This is a genomic window from Sphingomonas sp. GW821-FHT09E03, from assembly GCF_059416225.1.
In genome coordinates this window covers 20,344-42,633 of record NZ_JBWKOS010000007.1, presented here as the reverse complement: position 1 = coordinate 42,633, position 22,290 = coordinate 20,344, and the positions used below count along the sequence as shown (strand labels likewise).

The following is a 22,290-nucleotide window of genomic DNA, read 5'->3' as shown; positions in this document are numbered from 1 at the left end:
ATGTCCTTTCAGGGTTCGAGGAGAATGGTGGCGACGGGATAGCCATCGATCGATGCGGCGAGCCGGCTGGGCGTCCAGCTCAGGATGATGCGGTGCGCCGACCAGCCGGCCCGCTGCCGGCGGGCGCGGCGAAACCGGGCGATCCAGGGCAGCCGCACGAACCAGGCACGGCGTGGCGCCGTGGTCCGGCGCAACTGCATGTCCCAGAAGCGATGGCCGAAGCGGACCTGCCCGGTGAAGGCGAGCAGTTCCATCCGCACCGCGGCAACCTGCGCGCCCTCGGCCACCGGCGTGCTGCCCGCGGCGATCAGCGAGGCCGCCAGATCGCGCATCCGGATCAGTCCCTCAGCCAATCCGGCTTCCTCGGGAAACCGATGTGGTAGCAAATCCACTGCAGCACCACGGGATGCTCACCGATGTTGAGCAGCTTGAACGACTTCTCGATGCCGATGATCTTGCCCCGGGGATAATCGTTGAGGCAGCGATTGAGCAGGTCCGCCTGGACATCGAGATCCTCCTGATGGTGAAGGGCTTCGTGATGGGTGCTGCCCAGTGTGACCCGCTTCACGAAGCCCACGTCGGTCATGTCGAACATCGCGGCGGCGCAGATCAGGCGTCGGCCATCTCGCGAACGCGGTAGGTATGGCCGGGCTCGAGATCGATCGGCGTCGGCTCATGATCCAGCACCCGGTCCTTCGCCTCGAGCGTATCGCCCGCTGCGATTGGCGTGTTGCCCGTCGCCGGCGTGGCCGTCGTCGGCGTGATTGTCTTGGGGGCGATGGCGGTGTTCATCATGTCGAGAACCCGGGCGAGCCCCTCGGGCATGCCCTTGTCCATCGCGCGCACCTGAACATGATATTTCGCGGTCTGGTCGGTCGAGCGGGTGTTCTCCTTGTGGGTGGCGACCGAGCCTTCGACATGGACCTTGAGGCTGATCGGGCCCCAGCCGACGCTGGCATCGGCAGAGAATTTGCCGGACTTATCCTCGCTGTCCTTCGAGGATTCGGAGTTCTTCACCTCCATGTCGAAGCTGATGTCGACCGTATCGATGCCGAGCGCGGGTACCTTGACGATCGCGAGCAGCGGCACTTCCAGCGACACCGTCTCGGTGGGCACGATGCCGTTGGCGTCCGCCGCGGCCCCGGCTGCGGGTCGGTTGAACCGGAACTCCACGGTGCGTACGTCGAACGACTTGGGGTCGAACACGATCTGCCCGTCGGGCCCGGGCACCGTTCCCTGCTTGGGCATGAAGCCCACCTGCTGGATGAACTGCGCCGTGGCGTTGGCGAGGCGCACCTGCGCGTCGCAGGCTGCCATCAGCGGTCCGCCGATAAGATCGCCCATCGGCAGCCCGCGAAACTGGTCACCCATATTGATCGGCATGCGCTTTCTCCTTGGTCAAACCACCTTGTTGAGCTGGGTAAGCAGGCGCAGCAGCCCCTCGCTGACGGGCTTGGCTTCCACCTTGATCGAGATGCGCGCGGTCGGGCCGCTGGCATCGGTGCGGCCGCCGATGCCGACGCTGAGGCCCATCGCCGGACGCGGCCGCAGCAGCGCCGAGGCGGCGAGCGGCGAGCGTTCGGCACCGGCCATGTCGGCCGCCGCGAGATCGCTATCGACCGACATGGCCGGGACGTCACGAGGCGCGCCGCTCGGCGCTCCGGGCGCGCCGGCGGCGTCGGGGCCGCCGGTGATCACGTCGCCGAGCTCGACATCGAGATCGACGGTCATTTCCTTGATCGCCAGCAGATTGCTTTCGACCAGCGACAGCAGCGGCACGCCAAGCTGGACATAGTCAGCATCGCCCGCGGACGGTGGCGGGCCGTCGCTCGTCTGCAGCGACGCAGGCACCGTGCTTTGAGGCTTGGGCAGCTTGATATCGAAGCTGATCGGGCGGCCGCTGCTGTCGAAGTAGCGGCCGATCAGGTCGAGGAAGTGGCGCTCCACCACCCCCTGCGCCTCGACGATCGCGCCGGCCACGGAACCGATCAGGTCGTGCAGTCCGACGTTGCCCGCCACCAGTTGCCCCTCTCCGTAATGGCCGGTTCGGCCTTCGGAGCGCACCTTCGCCGGTTTTGACGGCGATGGTTAATGGTACCCGCACCATAATGGGTGAAGCCGCGCGCGATGGATCCGCTACGGCAGCATCGGCCAGAGGCGAAGCGAAGCGGAGCAGTGACGCCGCCAGGGCTGCGCACGCAAAAAGGGCCGGGGGTCCCCCCGGCCCTTCTATTTGCTTCAGCCGAGTGGCCGAGCGGTACGGACTTAGAAGTCCATGCCGCCCATGCCGCCCATCCCGCCGCCGCCCGGCATTGCCGGTGCCTTGTCTTCCGGCAGCTCGGACACGGTGGCTTCCGTGGTGATGAGCAGGCCGGCGACCGAGGCTGCGTTCTGCAGCGCGGTGCGTACCACCTTGGTGGGGTCGATCACGCCGGCCTGGACCAGGTTCTCGTAGGTGTCGGTCGAGGCGTTGAAGCCGAACGAGGTGTCGCTCTGGTCGAGCAGCTTGCCCGACACCACGGCACCGTCATGACCGGCGTTCTGCGCGATCTGGCGGACCAGGGCGGTCAGCGACTTGCGGACGATGTCGACGCCGCGCGTCTGGTCGTCGTTGATGCCGCTGACGCCTTCGAGCGCCTTGGTCGCATAGAGCAGCGCGGTGCCGCCACCTGGGACGATGCCCTCTTCGACAGCTGCGCGGGTTGCGTGCAGCGCGTCGTCGACGCGGTCCTTGCGCTCCTTGACCTCGACCTCGGTCGATCCACCGACCTTGATCACGGCCACGCCGCCGGCGAGCTTGGCGAGACGCTCCTGGAGCTTCTCACGGTCATAGTCGCTGGTGGTGTTCTCGATCTGCGCACGGATCGCCTCGGTGCGGCCCTTGATCGACTCGGCGTCACCGGCGCCATCGATGATGGTGGTGTTGTCCTTGTCGATGGTGACGCGCTTGGCGGTGCCGAGCATGCCGACCGTGACGTTCTCGAGCTTGATGCCGAGGTCTTCCGAGATCATCTCGCCCTTGGTCAGGATCGCGATGTCCTCGAGCATCGCCTTGCGACGATCGCCGAAGCCCGGTGCCTTGACCGCTGCGACCTTGAGGCCGCCGCGCAGCTTGTTGACGACGAGCGTGGCGAGCGCCTCACCCTCGATGTCCTCGGCGATGATCAGCAGCGGACGACCCGACTGGACGACGGCTTCCAGGATCGGGAGCATCGCCTGCAGGTTGCTGAGCTTCTTCTCGTGGATCAGGATGTACGGATCGTTGAGCTCGACCGTCATCTTCTCGGGGTTGGTGATGAAGTAGGGCGACAGATAGCCGCGGTCGAACTGCATGCCCTCGACGACGTCGAGCTCGAAATCGAGACCCTTCGCTTCCTCGACGGTGATCACGCCTTCCTTGCCGACCTTCTCCATCGCCTCAGCGATCTTCTCGCCGACTTCACGATCGCCATTGGCCGAGATGATGCCGACCTGGGCGACTTCGGCCGATCCCGAGACCGGCTTGGAACGCGCCTTGATGTCCTCGACGACCTTGATCACGGCGATATCGATGCCGCGCTTCAGATCCATCGGGTTCATGCCGGCGGCCACCGACTTCATGCCCTCGCGGACGATCGCCTGGGCGAGCACGGTCGCGGTGGTGGTGCCGTCACCGGCGATGTCGTTGGTCTTCGAGGCCACTTCGCGCACCATCTGCGCGCCCATGTTCTCGAACTTGTCCTTGAGCTCGATCTCCTTGGCGACGGTGACGCCGTCCTTGGTGATGCGCGGCGCGCCGAAGCTCTTGTCGATCACGACGTTGCGGCCCTTCGGCCCCAGCGTGACCTTGACGGCATCGGCGAGGATGTCGACGCCGCGGAGGATGCGCTCACGCGCGTCGCGGCCGAATTTTACGTCCTTGGCTGCCATGATGGCTACCCTTTCAGATGTGCGTCACTCCGGCGACTGCCGGAGCCTTGCGGTAATGGGAGACCCCGGCGCGATGCCGGGGGGACGGAAGAATCAGCCGACGATCCCCAGGATGTCGGATTCCTTCATGATCAGCAGGTCTTCGCCGTCGACCTTGACCTCGGTGCCCGACCACTTGCCGAACAGGATCTTGTCGCCAGCCTTGACGTCGAGCGGGGTGATCGTGCCATTCTCGGCACGCGCACCGGTGCCGGCAGCGACGACCTCGCCCTCCTGGGGCTTTTCCTTGGCGGTATCCGGGATGATGATCCCGCCGGCCGTCTTCTCTTCCGCCTCAACGCGGCGAACGAGGACGCGATCGTGCAACGGACGAAAGTTCATTGCTGAGTCCCTCTTTACAGTGAGTGTTACAGATTTCTGGCACTCACGATCCGCGAGTGCCAACGACCGGGATATGTGCCTGCTCGACAGGCACGTCAAGGGAGCGGTGACGCAAAAATGGACGCAACGGGAGCGGTGCGGGACGACCTGTGCGCCGCTTCTGTGTTGCTTGGCTAAGACGGGCCGTTGCACCCTGCCCGCTCCTGCTCTAGCGCAGGATCATCGAAGCAAGGAGCGTGACGTGAAGCTGGTTCGGGGCGCATGGAAGCTGCTGGTCGCGATCAAGGACGGGTTGGTCCTGATCGCGATGCTGCTGTTCTTCGGGTTGCTGTTTGCGGCGCTGAACGCGCGGCCGGGATCGAAGCCGATCAAGAACGGCGCGCTGGTGCTCGATCTCGACGGCACCATCGTCGAGCAGCCGGAAGACATCACCGCGATGGCGGCGCTGTCCGGCAGCAAGGCACCGCAGCAGTTCCGCGCCCGCGACCTGCTGCGCGCGATCGACACCGCCCGCAGCGATGATCGGGTCAAAGCGCTGGTGCTCGATCTCGACCGCTTCGGCGGCGGCTATCCGGCGACGATCAACGAGGTCGCCGAGGCGATCCGCCGCTTCCGCGACACCAAGAAGCCGGTGCTGGCCTATGCCACCGCCTATACCGACTCCGGCTACCGCCTCGCCGCCAATGCCAGCGAGATCTGGGTCAACCCGCTCGGCGGCACGCTGTTCACCGGCCCGGGCGGCAACCAGCTCTATTACAAGGGCCTGATCGACAAGCTCGGCGTCAACACCCACGTCTACCGCGTCGGCAAGTTCAAGAGCTTCGTCGAGCCCTATACCCGCGCCGATCAGAGCCCCGAGGCACGCGCCGCCAGCCAGCAGCTGTATGGCGCGCTTGAAGGCCAGTGGCAGGAGGCGATCGCCAAGGCGCGGCCACAGGCGCAGGTGACGCAGTTCCTCAGCCAACCCGACAAGCTGGTGCTCGCCGCCAATGGCGACATCGCCAAGGCCAATCTCGCCGCCGGCCTCGTCGACAAGCTCGGCGATCGCACCGCCTTCGGTCGCCGCGTCGCCGCGATCGCGGGCACCGATGCCAACAAGTCGGTCGGCAACTTCAACACCATCGCCTATCAGAACTGGGTTGACGCGCATCCGCTCAGCAAGGCCGGCGACGGCATCGGCGTGGTCACGATCGCCGGCGACATCGTCGATGGCGAGGGCGGCCCCGGCGAGGCGCATGGCGACACCATCGCCAAGGCGATCCTCAATGGCCTCGCCACCAAGAACCTCAAGGCGCTGGTGGTGCGGGTCGACTCACCGGGTGGATCGGTGATGGCATCGGAGCGGATCCGTCTCGCGATCCTCGAGGCCAAGAAGAAGGGCCTGCCGGTGGTCACCTCGATGGGCGGGCTCGCCGCCTCGGGCGGCTATTGGGTGTCCACCCCGGGCGACGTGATCTTCGCCGAGCCGTCGACGATCACCGGCTCGATCGGCATCTTCGGGATCATCCCCACCTTCGAGAACACGCTCGCCAAGATCGGCGTTACCACCGACGGGGTGAAGACCACCGCGCTTTCGGGCCAGCCTGATGTGTTCGGCGGCACCAACCCGACGCTCGATGCGATCCTGCAGGCGGGAATAGAGAACGGCTATCGCCAGTTCATCGCCCGCGTCGCCCAGTCGCGCCACATGACCCCCGAGCATGTCAACGAGATCGCCCAGGGCCGGGTGTGGGACGGTGGCTCGGCGCATCAGCTCAAGCTGATCGACCGGTTCGGCAACCTCGACGATGCGATCGCCGAGGCGGCACGGCGCGCCAAGCTCGATCCCGCCAAGGTCCACGCCGAATATCTCGAGAAGAAGCCCGGCCTTGCCGCGCAGCTCGCCGCGTCGATCAACAAGGACGATGACGACGACGCGACCGGGGGCGACGTGTTCTCCCGGATCGCCGCCGATCGTCGCGGCATGCTTGCCCAGGTGCTCGGCGATGTACGACGGCTGGCGTCGGCCGGCTCGGTGCAGGCCCGCTGCCTCGAATGCGGCGGGTTCGGACCGAGCAGCAGCGCCGTTGCCGACACCCGGCTGCTCGATCTGGTGATGTCGAAGCTCGGGCTGTGAGGACCTGCTTGTGATCGCGCTGCGCCCGGCCCGGCCGGAGGATGCCGCGGCAATCGCGGCGATCTATGCGCCGCACGTGCTCGCCGGCACCGTGTCGTTCGAAACGGACGCGCCTGACGCGCGGACCATGCGTCACCGCATGGCGGCATCGGACGGGCTGTACCCGTGGATCGTCGCCACCGTCACCGACCAGGGCGGCGGCGGGGCCGGCGGCGTGCTCGGCTATGCCTATGCCACCGAATTCTCGGCGCGCGAGGCGTATCGCTGGACGCTTGAGACGACGATCTATGTCGCCGACGTCGCCCAGCGGCAGGGGCTCGGCCGGCTGCTCTACGAGGCGTTGATCGACACGGTGCGGGCGCAGGGCTTTACCCAGGCGATCGGCCGCATCGCCCTGCCCAACCCGGGTTCGATCAGCCTGCACGAGGCGGTCGGCTTCCGCCGCGCCGGCGTGTTCCGCGAGATCGGCTACAAGCACGGCCAGTGGATCGACGTCGGCTATTGGCAGTGCGAACTCGCCGAGGCCGCGTCGCCGCCCGCCGAGCCGCGGCGGTTCGCCGACATCGGCGTGGTGCGCGGCTAGGTCGCAGCGGGACGGCGCCGCGCTTGGGCAAAACGACCGGCGCCTACTGTTTCTCGCCATAAGCGGGCAGCGCCAGCCGCCAGCGGATCGCCGCCGCGCGCAGCGCGAAGCCGGCGCCGGCGCCGATCACCGCGGCGACCGCCGCCGGCAGCCCGAGCAGCACCAGCCCCATGTACAATGCCGAGGCGAGCGCGGCGGCGGTGACGTAGAGCTCGGGGCGCATCAGGATCGACGGCTCGCCGGCCAGCACGTCGCGGATGATGCCGCCGACGCAGCCGGTAACGACGCCCATCAATGCGGCGGGCACAGGCGGAATGCCATAGCCGCGCGCCTTGGTGACGCCGTAGACGGCATAGGCCGCGAGCCCGACCGCGTCGAACCAGCCGAGCGCGCTGTCCTTCCACCAGCGTTCCGGCGTCACCCAGATCACCGCGGCCATGATCAGGCAGACGGTGGCGGCGCGCGGATCGTGCACCCAGAACACCGGCGCGCCGATCAGCAGGTCGCGCACCGTGCCGCCACCGACGCCGGTGATCAGCGCGAAGAAGGCGAGCGTCACCGCGGTCTGCCCGCGCTTGGCCGCAGCAAGGGCGCCGGAGGCGGCGAATACCGCCAGACCGGCGACATCGAGCCAGGGCGCAAAGGACGGGAGCAAGGATACGGGGGGGATCATCGCACGAGCTTAAGCGGGGATGCGGCCAGGGGGAATGGCTGGCGGGCGCCGCTTGCCAGGTCATTCGGCCACCAGTGCTTAGGTCAAACTGGACCTATCTCGCCGCGCGAACACCCGCATTGATGGTAGCCCGTCGGCATCCATCAACAAACGACGGAGACTCGGCCATGTCCAACCATACCCCCTTTGCGATATTGTCGCGAGCGGAGACGCTCTACCAGATCATCAAGGGATATTATGTCGACGGCGGCCCTGGCCAGCCCGGCCCGCTTCTGTCGGGCGACATCACCAAGGTGATCACCGGCGAGGTCATCCGCGATCTCGCCTTGCACATCCGTGCCGAGCGACTGCAAACCGATGTACGGGATCTCGCCATCAACCTGATCCGCCGCGGCGCCGACGAGGTGGTCGGCAACGCCGAGTCCGACGGGCCACCCTGGACCGACCTGCCCTTTCCCTTCCCCTGGCCGCCCAAGAAGTTCAACCCGCGCGACAGCGTGTTCGGGGGGCTCGAGCCAGGTGCGCTCGACCATGTCCTTGCCGGCGTGGCCAATCGCCTCGCCGATGCAGCGTCCGAGAGGTTGTCTCGGCATCGATCGGCAGCCGCCTGAGGCGGCCAACGGGCGGGAGGGTTGTGTTGAGCAGCCCTCCCTCTCGCGGTCCACGCGCCGGAATAGATAGTGATCGTCAGAAGTGGCGGCCGACGACCAGACTGACCACCGGGTTGACCTTGCCGCTGTCGCTGTCGTGCGCGCCCTGATCGGCGGTGCCGGCATAGGCCCTGCCCTTCATCGCGCCGAGTTCGAGCCCGACGTTGGTGGACGCGCCCACGGTGCCGGCATAGCCCATGGTCAACGCCGGGGTGGAGCGCTTGAGCCCGGCCTTGGCGGTGGGCGCGGTCGCCGTCCGTGGCACCGCGAGCAGCGCCCGGGCACTGGCGTCGGGGCCCGCGATCGAGCCACCGCTGGAGGCGCCTCGAACATCGTAGAAGCGGCTGCCCGCGGAGACCCGGAAGCCCTTGCCGTCCACCGGGTAGAAGTCGATCATCGATCCGGCGAGCCGCTGGTGGACCCGGTCACGCGCGCCGAGCGGCCCCTGCGGCACGGTGGCGACGTTGGTGCGGACGCGAAATCGCGTGGCAAGCGCCGACGAGGTCTCGCGGGAGCGCGCCAGGGTCAGCGTGTCGGGGGTGCGCACCGCCTCGCGCGCCGCATCGAGCAACTGGTGATCGTCGAACGGGCGTGGGCCATGCTGCGCGGCCGCGGGTATCGCCGCGACACAGGCTACAACAATGGCAACGTCCCCGATCAGTCGCATATGCTCTCCCGGCATCAGCGGCGCTGGTCCCGATCCCCATCGGTTCCACAGCCCGCGTATCATGGCTTGGATGCGCAACCCACGGAGGTTGGTTACGGCTTAGCAACATTGCGACAAGACGTTGGATTTTAACGACGGGCGGTTGATGGCGACGGTAGCCCGTCGCGATGGGCGGGAACGGCTGGCCAAGGGCGGCCCCGACCGGTAAGGCGCCCGCTTTCAGATCAATCGAAGGCCAAGCCATGGGTTTCCGCTGCGGCATCGTGGGCCTGCCAAATGTCGGCAAGTCCACCCTCTTCAACGCGCTCACCGAAACGGCGGCGGCGCAGGCCGCCAACTACCCGTTCTGCACGATCGAGCCCAACGTCGGCAACGTCGCGGTGCCCGACGAGCGGCTCAACAAGCTCGCCGCCATTGCCGGTTCGGCCAAGATCATCGAGACGCAGCTCGCCTTCGTCGACATCGCCGGGCTGGTGCGCGGTGCCTCCAAGGGCGAGGGCCTCGGCAACCAGTTCCTCGGCAACATCCGTGAAGTGGACGCGATCGTCCACGTGCTGCGTTGCTTTACCGAGACCGACGTCACCCATGTCGAGGGCAAGGTCGATCCGATCGCCGATGCCGAGACGGTCGAGACCGAGCTGATGCTCTCCGATCTCGAGAGTCTCGAGAAGCGCGTCCCCAATCTGATCAAGAAGGGTCAGCAGGGCGACAAGGAGGCCAAGATCGGCGCCGCGGTGCTCGGCCAGGCGCTGGAACTGCTCCGCGAGGGCAAGCCCGCGCGGCTGACCAAGCCCAAGGACGTTGAGGAAGAGCGCGTGTTCGCGCAGGCGCAGCTGATCACCGCCAAGCCGGTGCTCTATGTGTGCAACGTCGACGAGGGCGACGCCGCCAAGGGCAATGCGCTCTCGGCCAAGGTGTTTGAGAAGGCCCGGACCGAGGGCGCCGAGGCGGTGGTCGTCTCCGCCGCGATCGAGGCCGAGATCGCGACCATGCCGGCCGACGATCGCGGCGACTTCCTCGCCGAGCTCGGGCTGGAGGAGACCGGGCTCGCCCGGGTGATCACCGCCGGCTACAAACTGCTCCAGCTGCTCACCTTCTTCACCGTCGGCCCTAAGGAGGCACGTGCCTGGACGGTCCACGCCGGCGCCAAGGCGCCGCAGGCCGCGGGCGAGATCCATACCGATTTCGAGCGCGGCTTCATCCGCGCCGAGACGATCGCCTATGACGATTACATCGCCTGCAACGGCGAGACCGGCGCGCGCGACGCCGGCAAGCTGCGCCAGGAAGGCAAGGAATATGTCGTCCATGACGGCGACGTGATGCTGTTTCGCTTCAACGTGTGATCCGGCTGGCGCGGGGGAGTTCGCTGCCTTGCGCCGACGGTTTCCCCGCTCGCTGCCGCAGGTCCGGGGCAAGCGCCTGACTGACGCCGCTTGTCCTGCCTACGTGCGACGCCTATTCTCCGCGGCGTGGTGATGCGCCTGATCCTTGCCCTGATGCTGGCGATATTTGCGGTGCCGACTGCGGCGCCGGCGGCCTGCCACGACTTGGCGCCTGCTGTGATGACCCACCATGCCATGCCGATGCCCGGTCATGGTCAACCAAAAGCGACCCCGCCTCACGGCTGCATCGGTTGCATCCCGCCGTCCGACTGGTTGGCGGCGCGGATCCTGCCGCCGCTGCTCGCCCCGACGCTAATCCCCAGCGCGGTCCCGACCCGGCTCGACCTTGGCGGCGACACGCTGCCGGCACGGCGCCCACCCCGCTTCGCCTGAGCGGCCAGCCCCTTCCGGGGCGATCCTCATCCAAGCGGAGTTTCTCATGAACAAGACGAGTTGGCTGGCGGCGCTTGCCGCCGCCGCGCTGCTGCCGATGACGGCGGTGGCGCAGGACCACGAGCATCAGGACGGCATGGCCATGCCGATGCCGGAGATGGCCGGCATGGCGCATCAAACGCCGATGGCCGGGATGGCCGACGACCTCGGCGGCATGGCGGCCATGATCGGCAGCGGCGCCTATGTGCAAGGGTCCGGCACCGCGCGCCTGCCATCCGACGAGGGCGCCATGCGCGGCAAGATGATTCATGCCGGCAAGTGGATGCTGATGGCACACGGCTACGCCTGGGGCGTCGCCACCGACCAGGGCGGCCCGCGCGGCGATCGTGCGGCGTTTATCGAGTCGATGGCGATGCTGATGGGCGACACCGACCTAAGCGATCGCCTCCACCTTCAATTGCGCGGCATGGCGAGCCTTGAGCCAGCGATGGGACAGCGCGGTTATCCCAATCTGTTCGCAACCGGCGAAGTCGCCGATGGCGCGCCCTTGGTCGATCGCCAACACCCGCACGACCTGGTCATGGAGCTGTCGGCGCGGGTCGATTACCGGCTGGGCAGCGGCGACAGTGTGTTTGTCTATGCAGCCCCGGTCGGCGAGCCGGCGCTGGGACCAAGCGCGTTCATGCACCGCGGCTCGGCGCGCTACCTGCCGCTGTCGCCGATCAGCCATCACTGGTTTGATTCCACCCACATCACCTATGGCGTGGTGACCGCAGGCTATGCGGCGTCGGCCTTCCAGCTGGAAGCCTCGGCATTTCGCGGCCGCGAGCCCGACGAGCATCGCTGGGACGTCGAGACGCCGGCGCTCGATTCATGGAGCGTGCGCGGCACCTGGACGCCCTCGCCGCACTGGGCGGTGCAGGTCAGCCACGGCCGGCTCGACAGCCCGGAGGAACAGCATCCGGGCGAGGACGAGGCGCGGACCACCGCCAGCGTGCAATATGCCACCGGCGGGCTGACCACGACGGTTGCTTATGCGCTGAAGGACCGGCTGCCCGGCCGGGCGCTGAGCGCGTGGCTCGGCGAAGCGAGCTGGGAGATCGACCGCCATCACGCGATCTTCGGCCGGGTGGAGAATGTCGCCAATGACGAGCTGTTCCCGGACGAGGCGAGCCCGCTCCACGATGCCAAGTTCCGGGTAACGAAGGTGGAGGCGGGCTACGCCTATCGGTTGCGGATCAGCGGGCCGCTGGGGGTCGCGCTGGGCGGCACGGTGGCTGGCTATGCCAAGCCGACGGTGCTGGACACGGCCTATGGCGATCCCGTCAGCTGGACCTTGTTTGCCAAGTTCGCGCTGGGGATCTGACAAGGCCGGCAAGCCCTTCCCCCGCCCTCGCCGCGCGCCTAGAGGGCGGGCGCCCCTACCCCTGATCGGGACGCTGCCCAGTGAAAAACTTGCCCCTGCTCGCCCTCGCCTTGTCGCTCGGCGCCTGCGCCTATCCCTACACGCCCCCCGCGCTCGGCCCCGCCAACCAGCCGGCGCCTTATGTCGCGGCCGCGGCGCCTGCCGAGGCGCGCGCGCCGGTGACGATCCTCGTCTCGATCGACGGCTTCCGCCCCGATTATCGCGAGCGTGGCGTGACCCCGAACCTCAACGCCCTCGCCGCTGCGGGTGTCTCGGCGTCGATGCGTCCGTCCTTCCCCTCCGTCACCTTCCCCAATCACTGGACGCTGGTCACCGGCAAGGTGCCCGATCACCATGGCATCGTCGGCAACAAGATGGAGGATCCGGCCCGCCCCGGCGAAACCTTCACCATGGCGACCGACGATCCGTTCTGGTGGAATGCCGCCGAGCCGATCTGGGTCAGCGCGGAGAAGGCGGGGATCCGCACCGCGACGATGTTCTGGCCGGGCGCCAATGTCGGCTGGGGCGGGACGCCGATCCCCAACAGCCACGGCGCGGTCGCCGGCGCGACCCGGCCCGAGGATTGGCAGCAGTTCAACCAGGCGGTGACCGGCGCGCAGCGGGTGGATGCGGTCATCGACTGGCTGCGTCGCCCGGCCGCCACGCGCCCCCGGTTCATCACGCTCTATTTCGACACGGTGGACAGCGCCGGCCATGCCCATGGCCCGCAAGCGCCGGAGACTACCGAGGCCGTGGCCGGGGTGGACGCGCAGATCGGGCGGCTGGTGCAGGGCCTCGCCGGGCTCGGCCAGCCGGCCAATCTGGTGATCGTCGCCGATCACGGCATGGCCGCGACCAGCAGTGCCCGCACCATCGCGATGGACCAGCTGGAGGATCCTGCCGATTACCGCCTGGTCGAGACCGGCCCCTATGCGACGCTGTTTCCCGCTCCCGGCCGCGAGGCCGCGGTGGAGAAGGCGCTGCTGCGTCCGCACGACCATCTGACCTGCTGGCGCAAGGGCGAGGTGCCGGCACGGCTGCGTTATGGCACCAATCCGCGCATCCCGCCTTATATCTGCCTCGCCGAACCCGGCTGGATGGTGCTGAAGACCGCACCGACCATCGCCGGTAGCGGCGGCATGCACGGCTATGACAATCGCGCGCCGGACATGGCAGCATTGTTCGTCGCCAGCGGCCCTGCCTTCGCCCGCGGCAAGACGCTGACGAGCTTCGACAACACCGATGTTGCGCCGCTCCTGCGCGATCTGCTCGGCCTGCCCGTGGGCGACCGGATCGACGGCGACGATGCGCCGTTCAGGGGCGTGCTTCGCCGCTGACGGCTTTCGCGGGGCTGCACCTTTGCCAAAGAAGGGTGTAGCCTCGCGGAGACTGGGAGACCACCGTATGCAGTATTTCGAGGATATCGCCGTCGGCGACACCGCGAGCTTCGGCCATTATGCCGTGACCCGCGAGGAGGTGATCGCATTCGCGGAACGCTACGATCCGCAACCCTTCCACCTCTCCGACGAAGCCGCGGCTGCGACGCATTTCGGCCGGCTGTCGGCAAGCGGCTGGCATAGCTGTGCAATGACCATGGCGATGCTGGTGGAGCACTCAGCCGCGACCGGCCACGCGGGGCTCGGATCCCCCGGGATCGACGCGCTGAGATGGCTGCGGCCGGTGTATCCGGGGGATACGTTGCGATGCGAGACGGAAGTGCTCGAGGCTCGGCGGTCGGCAAGCCGGCCTGAGATGGGGCTGCTGAAGAGCCGGATGACCGTGTTCAATCAGGACGACGTGGCGGTCATGACCTTCGTATCGAACCTGATGGTGGCGACACGACCCGCCTGAGGCTCGAGACGCGTCTGGATCAGCCGTCACCCCGAACCTGCCTGGGTGACGGCCATCCGATCTAGCTCGGCGGCCGCCCGTACACCCTAGCGACGGCTGCCGCGCCCGCCGCCGCGCGGGCCGCCGCGATAACCACCACCGCCGCCACGGAAGCCGCCATTGCCCCGGGCCTGCGGCGCTGTCGCGGGCGCCACCGCCTGTGGCGTCGCGTCCGCGCCCTGCGTCACCGCAGCGCCACCGTTGCCACGATTGAAGCCGCCACGGCCGCCGTCACCGCGCAGACGGCCCTGGAAGCCGCCAGGTCCGCGGTTGCCCTGGAAACCGGGACCCCGATTGCCCTGAAATCCTGGACCGCCGGGGCCACGATCGCCGCGGTTGAAGCCGTTCCAGTTGTTCTGGAAGCCGCCGTTGCCGCGACCGCCGCCGCGCCGGCCCTGCCAGTAGCGCCGCTGGCCATCATTCCAGCGGAACGGCCGACGATACTGATCATAGACGTAGATGCCGGTGCCCGGATAATAATAGTCGCCGTACCAGCCGAAATAGGAAGAGCCATAGCCCCCGTAATAGGGGTCACCGCCATAGTAGCCGTCGCCGTAACCGCCGTAGCCGGCGTCATAATAGCCATCGGCATAGCCTGCCGGACCATAGCCGACGCCGACGCCGCTATAACCATAACCGTCGGTGCAGCCGGCAGTGCCGATGCCGGCACCAATGATCAGGGCAGCAAGCCCTAAACGCTTCAAAAACATGGTGCTCTCCCAAACACATGAGAGGCGCGTGGCGGGCTGGCTTGGCAAAAGCTCGCTAGGCAGGCTGGATACGCGCCGATCGTCGTTCAACGAGGGCGGTCTATCGCAGGTTCCGCCTGAACCGTTAATGACCGGCAAAGGCGATCAGCGAATCCACTGTGATGCCGTCGCCGCGCAAGGCCTCGGCGCCTCCGAGTTCTGGCAGATCGATGACGAATTGAGCCTGCTCGAGCACCGCACCCGCCTTGCGCAGCAGCCGCACCGCGGCACGCGCGGTGCCCCCGGTGGCGATCAAATCGTCGACCAGCAGCACGCGCTGGCCGGGAACCAGCGCATCCTCGTGCATCACGATCCGGTCCTCGCCATATTCCAGCGCATAATCCTCGCCGATCGTCGCCCCGGGGAGCTTGCCGTCCTTGCGGATCAGCAGCACCCCGGCATCGAGCGGCACCGCCAGTGCCGCGGCGAAGATGAAGCCCCGCGCCTCGATGCCGGCAACCAGGTCCACCGGCCCGCGGGTCGCCGCCGCCATACGCTCGATCGTGGCGGCAAACCCGGCCTTGTGGAGCAACAGCGTGGTGATGTCGCGGAACTGGATACCGGGCTTGGGAAAGTCCGGGATGGTGCGGATCAGCGCCGCGAGGTCATCGTTCATGACCACCTCCTAGCGTGCCACGGGCGGCGAGGGAAAGACCCTCGCCGCCCGTGGCACGCGATCCGGGCGTGGCCGGGACGACGGCGCTGCCCTCAATGCTTCACGTCGCGCCAGACGTTCTGATAGGCGCCCCAGGCGAGGAAGCAGAAGATCACCAGGAAGATGATCGCCCCGAAGCCGGCGGCGTGGCGCGACTCCAGATTGGGTTCGGCCGTCCAGGTCAGGAATGCCGACACGTCGCGTGCCATCTGATCAACGCTTGCCTTGGTGCCATCGGCATAGGCGACCTGATTGTCAGCGGTTAGCGGTGGCGGCATGGCGATGTTGAGATTGGCGAAATACGGGTTGTAGTGAAGGCCCTGCGGGGTCTTGGCGCCGGGGAACTCCTTGAGCAGCGCCGCCGGCTGGGCACGATAGCCGGTGATCAGCGCGTGGATGTAGTTGGGGCCATCCTCGCGTGCCTTGGCCATCAGCGACAGATCGGGCGGCAGCGCATTGTTGTTGGCGGCGCGAGCGGCGACCTCATTGGCGAAGGGCGACGGGAACCGATCGCTCGGCACGTTCTTGCGTGTCGTCGCCTCGCCGGTGTCGGGGTTGATCGTCGGCTGCTCGATCACCCACTGGTTGGCGATCGCCTTCACCTCAGCCTCGGAATAGCCGATTTTGGTGAGGTCGCGGAACGACACGAACTTGAGGCTGTGGCAGGCCGAGCAGACCTCCTTGTACACCTGAAAACCGCGCTGCACCTGGCGCCGGTCGAACTTGCCGAAGAAACCGCCGGACGACAGCCCGATCGACTGGGGATGCAGGTGGAAGACGTGCTCGGCGGTTTCCGGTGCCGGCTCGGTGATGGCGGTCCTGATCGTGCCGAACAGCGCGAGTCCGAGCACGAACACGAAGACGACGCCGATCAGCGAGGCGATGATGCGAGGCATGAGTGGTTAATCCCCCAGTCGGTTCAGGCTTGCGCCGCGCTTTTGGCCGGGCTGGTGCCGCCCTGCTTTGCCAGCACCGCTTCGGTGATCGAGAAGGGCAACGGCCGCGGCCGCTCGGCCCGCGCCACCCAGGGCAGGATGATCAGGAAGTGGGCAAAATAATAAGCCGCCGCGACCTGGCCGAGCATGACGTTCTTCGCGGTCGCCTCGGCGCCGCCGACATAGCCGAGCACCAGAATGTCGATCAGCAGGATGATCAGGAACACGCGATATACCGGCCGGTAATTGGCCGAGCGGACCGGCGAGCTATCCAGCCAGGGCAGGAAGAACAGCAGCAGGATCGAGCCGAACATCGCCAGCACGCCCCACAGCTTGGCGGGCAGGATGAAATTGGCGGTGAAGCTCTTGAGGATCGCATAGAAGGGCAGGAAATACCATTCGGGTACGATGTGCGCCGGCGTCGAAAGCGGATTGGCCTCGATGTAATTGTCCGGGTGGCCGAGCAGGTTAGGGCTGAAGAAGATCAGCGCCGCGAACACGAGCATGAACACGCCGAGACCGACCGCGTCCTTGGCGGTGTAATAGGGATGGAACGGCACGGTATCCTGCTCGCCCTTGACTTCGACGCCGGTCGGGTTGTTCGAACCGGGGATGTGCAGCGCCCAGATGTGCAGCACGATCACGCCCGCGATCACGAACGGCAGCAGATAATGGAGCGAGAAGAAGCGGTTGAGCGTCGCATTGTCCGGCGCAAAGCCGCCGAGCAGCCAGATGCGGATGCTGTCGCCGACCAGCGGTATTGCCGAGAAGAAGCCGGTGATCACCTGCGCCCCCCAGAAGCTCATCTGCCCCCAGGGCAGCACATAGCCCATAAACGCGGTGGCCATAATCAGCAGGAAGATGACGACGCCCAGCAGCCACACCATCTCGCGCGGCGCCTTGTACGAACCGTAATAGAGGCCGCGGCCGATGTGCACATAGACCACGAACAGGAACATCGAGGCGCCGTTGGCATGGGCGTAGCGTAGGAACCAGCCGGCGTTGACGTCACGCATGATGCTCTCGATCGAGCCGAAGGCGACGCCTGAATTGGCGGCGAAATGCATCGCCAGCACAATGCCGGTGACGATCTGGATCGCCAGCGCCGCGCCCGAGAGCACCCCGAAGTTCCAGAAATAGTTGAGGTTGCGCGGCACCGGATAACCCGCGCCGACCGCATTGTAGACGAGCCGCGGCATCGGCAGCTTCTCGTCGAGCCACCGCATCAGCGGCTGCTTGGGTTGATAATGTTTGGCCCAGGGAAAGCTCATCTGTCGCTACCTCAACCAACCGTCACGAGCGTGTCGGAATTGAACGTGTAATCGGGCACGGCGAGATTCTTGGGCGCCGGCCCCTGGCGGATCCGCGCCGCAGTGTCATAGGCGGATCCGTGGCAGGGGCAGAAATAGCCGCCGAACGGTCCCTTGTTCTCGCCCTCGCCGGCGCCCAGCGGCACGCAGCCGAGATGGGTACAGACGCCGAGCGTGATCAGCCAATTCTCCTTGCCGGGCTTGGTGCGCTGGGCGAGCGTTTGCGGATCGCGCAGGCTGGCGATATCCACCTTGTTGGCCTCGGCGATCTCGGCAGGGGTAAGATTGCGGACGAACAGCGGCTGCTTGCGGAAGCTGGCCTTGATCGCCTGACCGGGCGCAATCTTGGAGATGTCGACCTCGGTGGTCGATTGCGCCAGCACGTCGGCAGACGGGTTCATCTGGTTGATGAGCGGCAGCACGATCGCGATCACCCCGACCCCGGCGAAGGATACGGCGGCGATGTTGATGAAGTCACGACGGCGAGGATCAGATGCATGTTCGTCGAACGGTTCCGGCGATTCACCGGGTGGGACCGTGCTCTCACTCACCATAAGCCTCAGCCTTTATTATCTTTATGAGGTCGAGAGCCTTGCCGTTAACGGTCCAGGCCCCCGCCGACCCTGCCGTCCCCACGTCAGGATGGCGAAGTGATAGACGGCGGCAATCGCCTTTGCCAACTTCATTTTGCGGGGCGGGGTGCGACGCTGTAGTGGCACGAGCAATGAGGATCGCTCTGTACCAGCCCGACATCGCCGGCAATCTCGGCACCATCCTGCGCACCGCGGCTTGCTTCGGGGTGGCGGTGGACGTGATCGAACCGACCGGCTTTCCCTGGGGCGATCGCGGGCTCGCCCGCGCCGGGATGGATTATGCGGCGGCAATCACGGTGAGCCGCCATGTCGACTGGGAGGCGTTCCTGGCCACCGTCGACGGCCGGATCGTGCTCGCGACCACCGCGGGCGCCCAGCCGCTGCCGCAGACGACGTTCGCGGCGAGCGACGTGTTGCTGTTCGGATCGGAGAGCGCAGGCGTGCCGCAGGCGGTACACGACCGCGCCGACCTACGCGTGCGGGTGCCGATGCGTGCCGGCCTGCGCTCGCTCAACGTCGCCGCCTCGGCGGCGATCATCACCGCCGAGGCGCTGCGCCAGACCGGCGGATGGCCCGACGAGCAGCCCTTGCAGCAAGGGTAAGTCCTTGTGTTTTGGTGCTCGATGGCGCATAACGACGCCATTGGGTCCCCTCGCTGAGCACGGCCTGACTGAGAGATGATGTCGCGCTCCCGCTCAAGTCGAGGAAGCCGCATGTCTCGCGCAATCAACGTCAAGTCTACCGAACAGCAGGTCGTTGCCCTGTGCCGCAAGCACGACGTCACGATCAGCGCGATCGAATCCTTGCCCTCCGGCGGCACTCGCGTGGTGCTGATGAACGGCGATGCCGCCGCGACCATGCGCACCGCGTTCGGCAAGAACATCCTGACGGGCACCGTCACACGCACCCCGCTGCGCCTGCGCACCGCCTGAGGCGCCAGCGTCGCCTGCCCGACGGTGAGTCGGCGGCGGCGGCGCAACTCGACTTTGGCCAGTCCATCCCGCTATGGCGCCGCCATGCTGGAACTCGATCACGAACAGTCCGCCGCCCGTAGCTGGTTCGAGGACCTGCGCACCCGCATCTGCGCCACGTTCGAGGCGATCGAGCGCGAGGCCGGCTCCGACGCATGCTTCGCCTACACGCCCTGGGACCGAATCGATCCCAGCGGCGAGCCGGGTGGCGGCGGCACCCGCGGTGTGATGAAGGGCAAGGTGTTCGAGAAAGTGGGGGTCAACGTCTCCACCGTCGGCGGCACCTTCGAGGGCGAGTTCGGCCGCACCATCCATGGCGCTGGCGAGGATCCGCGCTTCTTTGCGACCGGGATCAGCCTGGTCGCGCACATGGCCAATCCGCACGTGCCCGCGGTGCACATGAACACGCGCTTCCTGGTCACCACCAAGCGCTGGTTCGGCGGTGGCGCCGATCTCAACCCGCCGTTGCCGATCCCCGAGGATACCGACGATTTCCATGCGACGCTGAAGGCGGCGTGCGATGCGCACGATCCGGCCCACTATCCGCGGTTCAAGGACTGGGCGGACGAGTATTTCTACATTCCCCACCGCCAGGTCCACCGCGGCGTCGGCGGTATCTTCTACGATCATCTCGAAGGCGATTTCGCCGCCAATTTCGCCTTCACCCGCGCTGTCGGCGAGGCGTTTCTGGACGCCTATCCGCGCATCGTGCGGCGGCGGATGGCGCTCCCGTTCACGGCCGACGACGTTGCCGCGCAGAAGGCGTGGCGCGGCCGCTATGCCGAATTCAACCTGGTGTATGACCGCGGCACGCTGTTCGGGCTCAAGACCGGTGGCAATATCGACGCGATCCTGATGAGCCTGCCACCGGTGGCGACATGGGACTGATCCCGGTCGCGCCCGGCGAGCTGGCGACGGTGGTGACCACGCTGGAAATGACCCGGCGACCGCCGCTGCGCCCCCTGCCCGCCGCCCCGCTGCGACTGGTGACCTGGGCGCCCCCGGAGCTCGACCATTACCGCACGCTGTTCCGCCGGGTCGGAAGTCCGTGGCTGTGGTATTCGCGGCTGGCGATGGCCGATGACGCGCTGGCGGCAATCATCCATCATCCCGCAGTCGGCGTTCATGCAGTGGTCGATCGCACCGGCATCGAGGTCGGGCTGCTCGAGCTCGATCATCGCCTGCCAGGGTCGTGCGACCTCACCTATTTCGGTTTGGTCCCGGAGCTGGCCGGCAAGGGCCATGGCCGCTGGCTGATGGCCGAGGCGCAGATGCGCGCCTGGTTGCCGGAGGTGACACGGCTGACGGTGAATACCTGCACGCTCGATCACCCGTCGGCGCTCAACTTCTACCGCGCGCAGGGTTTTACCGCGGTCAGGCGGACGATCGAGACATTTCCCGATCCGCGCCTGCTTGGGCTGCTGCCGCGCCACACCGCGCCGCAGATCCCGCTGCTCGGCTAACGCGCCAGCCGGCGATAGGCACAGATCGCGATCAGCGCGAGGCCGAGCTGGGTGGCCATCGCCACCGTCGCGGCGGCGGCATCGACCAGCGCCACCGCGATCGGATTGCCCCCGCCGCCTTCCCGCAAGGCCGTGTCGGCAAGCAGGAACGGCTGGCCGGCGAGCAGCCCGACCAGATAACCGAATGCCGCCAATCCCATCAGCGACAGCCCCTGCCCGCGGGTGAGCGCCAGCGAGCGGCGGATCGCCTGCCAGGCGCCGATCGGCTGCTCGGCGACCAGCGCCGGCGCGGTGAGCATCGTTCGCCCGAGTACGTACAGCCCCGGGATCACCAGCACCCACATGCCCAAGCCAGCCGGTATCGAGACCAGCATCATCGCCAGGAAGAAGCGCGGATAAAGAACGAGCGCACGCTTCATCGCGGTGCCGACCGCGGGTCGCGTCGGATCCACGTAGAGCATCATGATCACGGCAAGCCCGTAATAGGCGAGCGCATAAGCCAGGAAGAAGCCGAGGCCATAGCCCTGCACCCACACCGATACCGCGTTGGTCCAGGTCTCGGCGCGCGTCTGCGCATCGGCGATCGCCTGCTCGGGCATCGGCATCGGCGGCACGAACAAGGTGAGCGCATAGGCCGGCAGGAACAGGAACGGCGGCACCACCCGCAGCAGCAGCCCCGCGTCGCGGCGCAGCAGCGCCCAGGCATCGGCGAGCACGCCGGCAAAGGTGATCTTCATGCGGGTAATGGCTGCCTGGCTACGAAGGCGACGTAGAGCTGGGCGACGAACGCCAGCGCAATGACGGTAAAGATGGTGCTGACGATCGAGCCGACGACGCCTGCAAGGAGGGTCACGGTGGCGGTGGCGTCGCTGCCGAGGATCAGGCGGAAGATCAGCCCGGACACCGAGCTCGCCGCCATCACGGCGATGCCGAAGACGATGCTGAACAGGATCAGGACGCCGACGATGCGCCAAGTGTGGCCCCGCGTCAGCTGCCAGCTGCGGCGCAGCGCGCCGAGCCCGCGCTGCTCGTGTAGCACCACCGCATTCAGCACGGCGAGGCGAGCGAATACGAAGAAGGAGACGATGCCGACCACGACGCTGTAGAGGCCGGCGAACGCCAGCGCCCCGGGCCGGGCGGCCGCAGGCATCGTACCGGCAGCCATCGCTCGCCAATCCATTCCCGAGCCGGCAAGAGCGACGAGCGCCGGCACGAACAGCAAGGTGATGATCAGGCCGAGCACCAGCGATACACCGATCAACGGCAGCAGCCGCTTGCTCGCCAGCGCCTGCGCCTCGGTGCGGCCGGTGGTCGGATGGCTCGCAGCGGCGATGATCGCCAGCTCGCCCCACAGCATGATCACCAGCACCACGATCGATAGCACACCGCCGACGAGCGCGAAGCTCACCGTGCCCGGCGTCGCATAGGCAACATAGGCATCGCGCACGATTGTCGGCACCAGCAGCGTCGGCACGGCGATGCCGGCGAGCATCCCTGCCCGGCCGCTCAGCACCTCGCTGGTGCGATCCCATACATTGCCCATCTTGACCATTGGCTACCCCCGT

General features: G+C 67.1%; 27 protein-coding genes. 12 read left to right on the top strand and 15 right to left on the bottom strand.

Features of this window, described 5'->3' with window-relative positions:
* Positions 1–8: 8 nt before the first annotated feature.
* The 6 genes from AC07M8_RS14595 to groES form a co-directional block, all read right to left on the bottom strand.
* On the bottom strand, positions 9–332 hold the full coding sequence (locus AC07M8_RS14595) for a hypothetical protein (RefSeq protein WP_495175055.1): 324 nt from the start codon (positions 330–332) through the stop codon (positions 9–11).
* 5 nt (positions 333–337) lie between these two features.
* On the bottom strand, positions 338–595 hold the full coding sequence (locus AC07M8_RS14590) for a hypothetical protein (protein ID WP_267394028.1): 258 nt from the start codon (positions 593–595) through the stop codon (positions 338–340).
* A gap of 14 nt (positions 596–609) precedes the next feature.
* Positions 610–1,383 (bottom strand): DUF2589 domain-containing protein, encoded by a 774-nt coding sequence (locus AC07M8_RS14585; protein WP_495175054.1) that lies wholly within the window; start codon positions 1,381–1,383, stop codon positions 610–612.
* Between the two features lie 15 nt (positions 1,384–1,398).
* Positions 1,399–2,019, bottom strand: coding sequence for a DUF2589 domain-containing protein (locus AC07M8_RS14580; RefSeq protein WP_495175053.1), 621 nt, complete (start codon positions 2,017–2,019; stop codon positions 1,399–1,401).
* A 246-nt stretch (positions 2,020–2,265) separates the two neighbouring features.
* Entirely contained in the window at positions 2,266–3,909 is a 1,644-nt protein-coding gene (gene groL / locus AC07M8_RS14575; protein ID WP_495175052.1) for a chaperonin GroEL, read from the bottom strand.
* A 93-nt stretch (positions 3,910–4,002) separates the two neighbouring features.
* Entirely contained in the window at positions 4,003–4,290 is a 288-nt protein-coding gene (groES, locus tag AC07M8_RS14570; protein WP_037532998.1) for a co-chaperone GroES, read from the bottom strand.
* A gap of 241 nt (positions 4,291–4,531) precedes the next feature.
* On the opposite strand from groES, the gene sppA reads away from it, so the two are divergent.
* Positions 4,532–6,406, top strand: a complete 1,875-nt coding sequence (sppA, locus tag AC07M8_RS14565) for a signal peptide peptidase SppA (protein ID WP_495175051.1) — start codon at positions 4,532–4,534, stop codon at positions 6,404–6,406.
* Positions 6,407–6,416: 10 nt separating this feature from the next.
* A complete protein-coding gene (locus AC07M8_RS14560) occupies positions 6,417–6,989 on the top strand; it encodes a GNAT family N-acetyltransferase (protein WP_495175050.1) in 573 nt (190 codons plus the stop codon).
* A 43-nt stretch (positions 6,990–7,032) separates the two neighbouring features.
* Here the strand turns inward: AC07M8_RS14560 and AC07M8_RS14555 are convergent, their stop codons facing one another.
* Positions 7,033–7,662, bottom strand: a complete 630-nt coding sequence (locus AC07M8_RS14555; protein WP_495175049.1) for a trimeric intracellular cation channel family protein — start codon at positions 7,660–7,662, stop codon at positions 7,033–7,035.
* Between the two features lie 167 nt (positions 7,663–7,829).
* Here AC07M8_RS14555 and AC07M8_RS14550 point away from each other — a divergent pair, with 167 nt between their 5' ends.
* Positions 7,830–8,273 (top strand): hypothetical protein, encoded by a 444-nt coding sequence (locus tag AC07M8_RS14550; protein ID WP_495175048.1) that lies wholly within the window; start codon positions 7,830–7,832, stop codon positions 8,271–8,273.
* Positions 8,274–8,349: 76 nt separating this feature from the next.
* Here the strand turns inward: AC07M8_RS14550 and AC07M8_RS14545 are convergent, their stop codons facing one another.
* Positions 8,350–8,979, bottom strand: coding sequence for a hypothetical protein (locus tag AC07M8_RS14545; protein ID WP_495175047.1), 630 nt, complete (start codon positions 8,977–8,979; stop codon positions 8,350–8,352).
* A gap of 242 nt (positions 8,980–9,221) precedes the next feature.
* Between AC07M8_RS14545 and ychF the strand changes: the two genes are divergently transcribed.
* The 5 genes from ychF to AC07M8_RS14520 all read left to right on the top strand — a co-directional run bounded on the left by ychF (position 9,222) and on the right by AC07M8_RS14520 (position 14,010).
* Positions 9,222–10,322 carry a redox-regulated ATPase YchF gene (gene ychF / locus AC07M8_RS14540; RefSeq protein WP_495175046.1) on the top strand — a complete coding sequence of 367 codons (1,101 nt, stop codon included), beginning with the start codon at positions 9,222–9,224 and terminating at the stop codon, positions 10,320–10,322.
* A 126-nt stretch (positions 10,323–10,448) separates the two neighbouring features.
* Entirely contained in the window at positions 10,449–10,754 is a 306-nt protein-coding gene (locus AC07M8_RS14535) for a hypothetical protein (protein WP_495175045.1), read from the top strand.
* Between the two features lie 46 nt (positions 10,755–10,800).
* Complete coding sequence (locus tag AC07M8_RS14530) at positions 10,801–12,120, top strand: hypothetical protein (RefSeq protein ID WP_495175044.1); 1,320 nt, start codon at positions 10,801–10,803, stop codon at positions 12,118–12,120.
* A gap of 80 nt (positions 12,121–12,200) precedes the next feature.
* Complete coding sequence (locus tag AC07M8_RS14525) at positions 12,201–13,496, top strand: alkaline phosphatase family protein (RefSeq protein ID WP_495175043.1); 1,296 nt, start codon at positions 12,201–12,203, stop codon at positions 13,494–13,496.
* 67 nt (positions 13,497–13,563) lie between these two features.
* Positions 13,564–14,010: a MaoC family dehydratase gene (locus AC07M8_RS14520; protein WP_495175042.1), complete on the top strand. Its 447-nt coding sequence runs from the start codon at positions 13,564–13,566 to the stop codon at positions 14,008–14,010.
* An 86-nt stretch (positions 14,011–14,096) separates the two neighbouring features.
* On the opposite strand, the gene AC07M8_RS14515 is transcribed toward AC07M8_RS14520, so the two are convergent.
* The 5 genes from AC07M8_RS14515 to petA form a co-directional block, all read right to left on the bottom strand.
* Positions 14,097–14,759, bottom strand: a complete 663-nt coding sequence (locus tag AC07M8_RS14515; protein ID WP_495175041.1) for a hypothetical protein — start codon at positions 14,757–14,759, stop codon at positions 14,097–14,099.
* 124 nt (positions 14,760–14,883) lie between these two features.
* Positions 14,884–15,414, bottom strand: a complete 531-nt coding sequence (locus tag AC07M8_RS14510) for an adenine phosphoribosyltransferase (RefSeq protein ID WP_495175040.1) — start codon at positions 15,412–15,414, stop codon at positions 14,884–14,886.
* 92 nt (positions 15,415–15,506) lie between these two features.
* Positions 15,507–16,349, bottom strand: coding sequence for a cytochrome c1 (locus AC07M8_RS14505; protein ID WP_495175039.1), 843 nt, complete (start codon positions 16,347–16,349; stop codon positions 15,507–15,509).
* A gap of 23 nt (positions 16,350–16,372) precedes the next feature.
* On the bottom strand, positions 16,373–17,659 hold the full coding sequence (locus AC07M8_RS14500; protein ID WP_267393992.1) for a cytochrome b: 1,287 nt from the start codon (positions 17,657–17,659) through the stop codon (positions 16,373–16,375).
* A gap of 11 nt (positions 17,660–17,670) precedes the next feature.
* A complete protein-coding gene (gene petA / locus AC07M8_RS14495) occupies positions 17,671–18,252 on the bottom strand; it encodes a ubiquinol-cytochrome c reductase iron-sulfur subunit (protein WP_267393990.1) in 582 nt (193 codons plus the stop codon).
* Between the two features lie 170 nt (positions 18,253–18,422).
* On the opposite strand from petA, the gene AC07M8_RS14490 reads away from it, so the two are divergent.
* The 4 genes from AC07M8_RS14490 (at position 18,423) to AC07M8_RS14475 (ending at position 20,725) form a co-directional block, all read left to right on the top strand.
* Positions 18,423–18,893, top strand: a complete 471-nt coding sequence (locus AC07M8_RS14490; protein WP_495175038.1) for a tRNA (cytidine(34)-2'-O)-methyltransferase — start codon at positions 18,423–18,425, stop codon at positions 18,891–18,893.
* A 111-nt stretch (positions 18,894–19,004) separates the two neighbouring features.
* Positions 19,005–19,223: a hypothetical protein gene (locus AC07M8_RS14485; RefSeq protein WP_495175037.1), complete on the top strand. Its 219-nt coding sequence runs from the start codon at positions 19,005–19,007 to the stop codon at positions 19,221–19,223.
* A gap of 84 nt (positions 19,224–19,307) precedes the next feature.
* Complete coding sequence (gene hemF, locus AC07M8_RS14480; RefSeq protein ID WP_495175036.1) at positions 19,308–20,150, top strand: oxygen-dependent coproporphyrinogen oxidase; 843 nt, start codon at positions 19,308–19,310, stop codon at positions 20,148–20,150.
* A complete protein-coding gene (locus AC07M8_RS14475; protein ID WP_495175035.1) occupies positions 20,141–20,725 on the top strand; it encodes a GNAT family N-acetyltransferase in 585 nt (194 codons plus the stop codon). The genes hemF and AC07M8_RS14475 overlap by 10 nt, the downstream gene beginning before the upstream one ends.
* On the opposite strand, the gene AC07M8_RS14470 is transcribed toward AC07M8_RS14475, so the two are convergent.
* The gene (locus AC07M8_RS14470; RefSeq protein WP_495175034.1) at positions 20,722–21,462 is read right to left on the bottom strand and encodes a hypothetical protein; all 741 of its coding nucleotides are present in this window, start codon (positions 21,460–21,462) and stop codon (positions 20,722–20,724) included. The two genes, AC07M8_RS14475 and AC07M8_RS14470, sit on opposite strands and share 4 nt — an antisense overlap.
* Positions 21,459–22,268 carry a DUF7847 domain-containing protein gene (locus AC07M8_RS14465; RefSeq protein ID WP_495175033.1) on the bottom strand — a complete coding sequence of 270 codons (810 nt, stop codon included), beginning with the start codon at positions 22,266–22,268 and terminating at the stop codon, positions 21,459–21,461. The genes AC07M8_RS14470 and AC07M8_RS14465 overlap by 4 nt, the downstream gene beginning before the upstream one ends.
* Between the last annotated feature and the right edge of the window lie 22 nt (positions 22,269–22,290).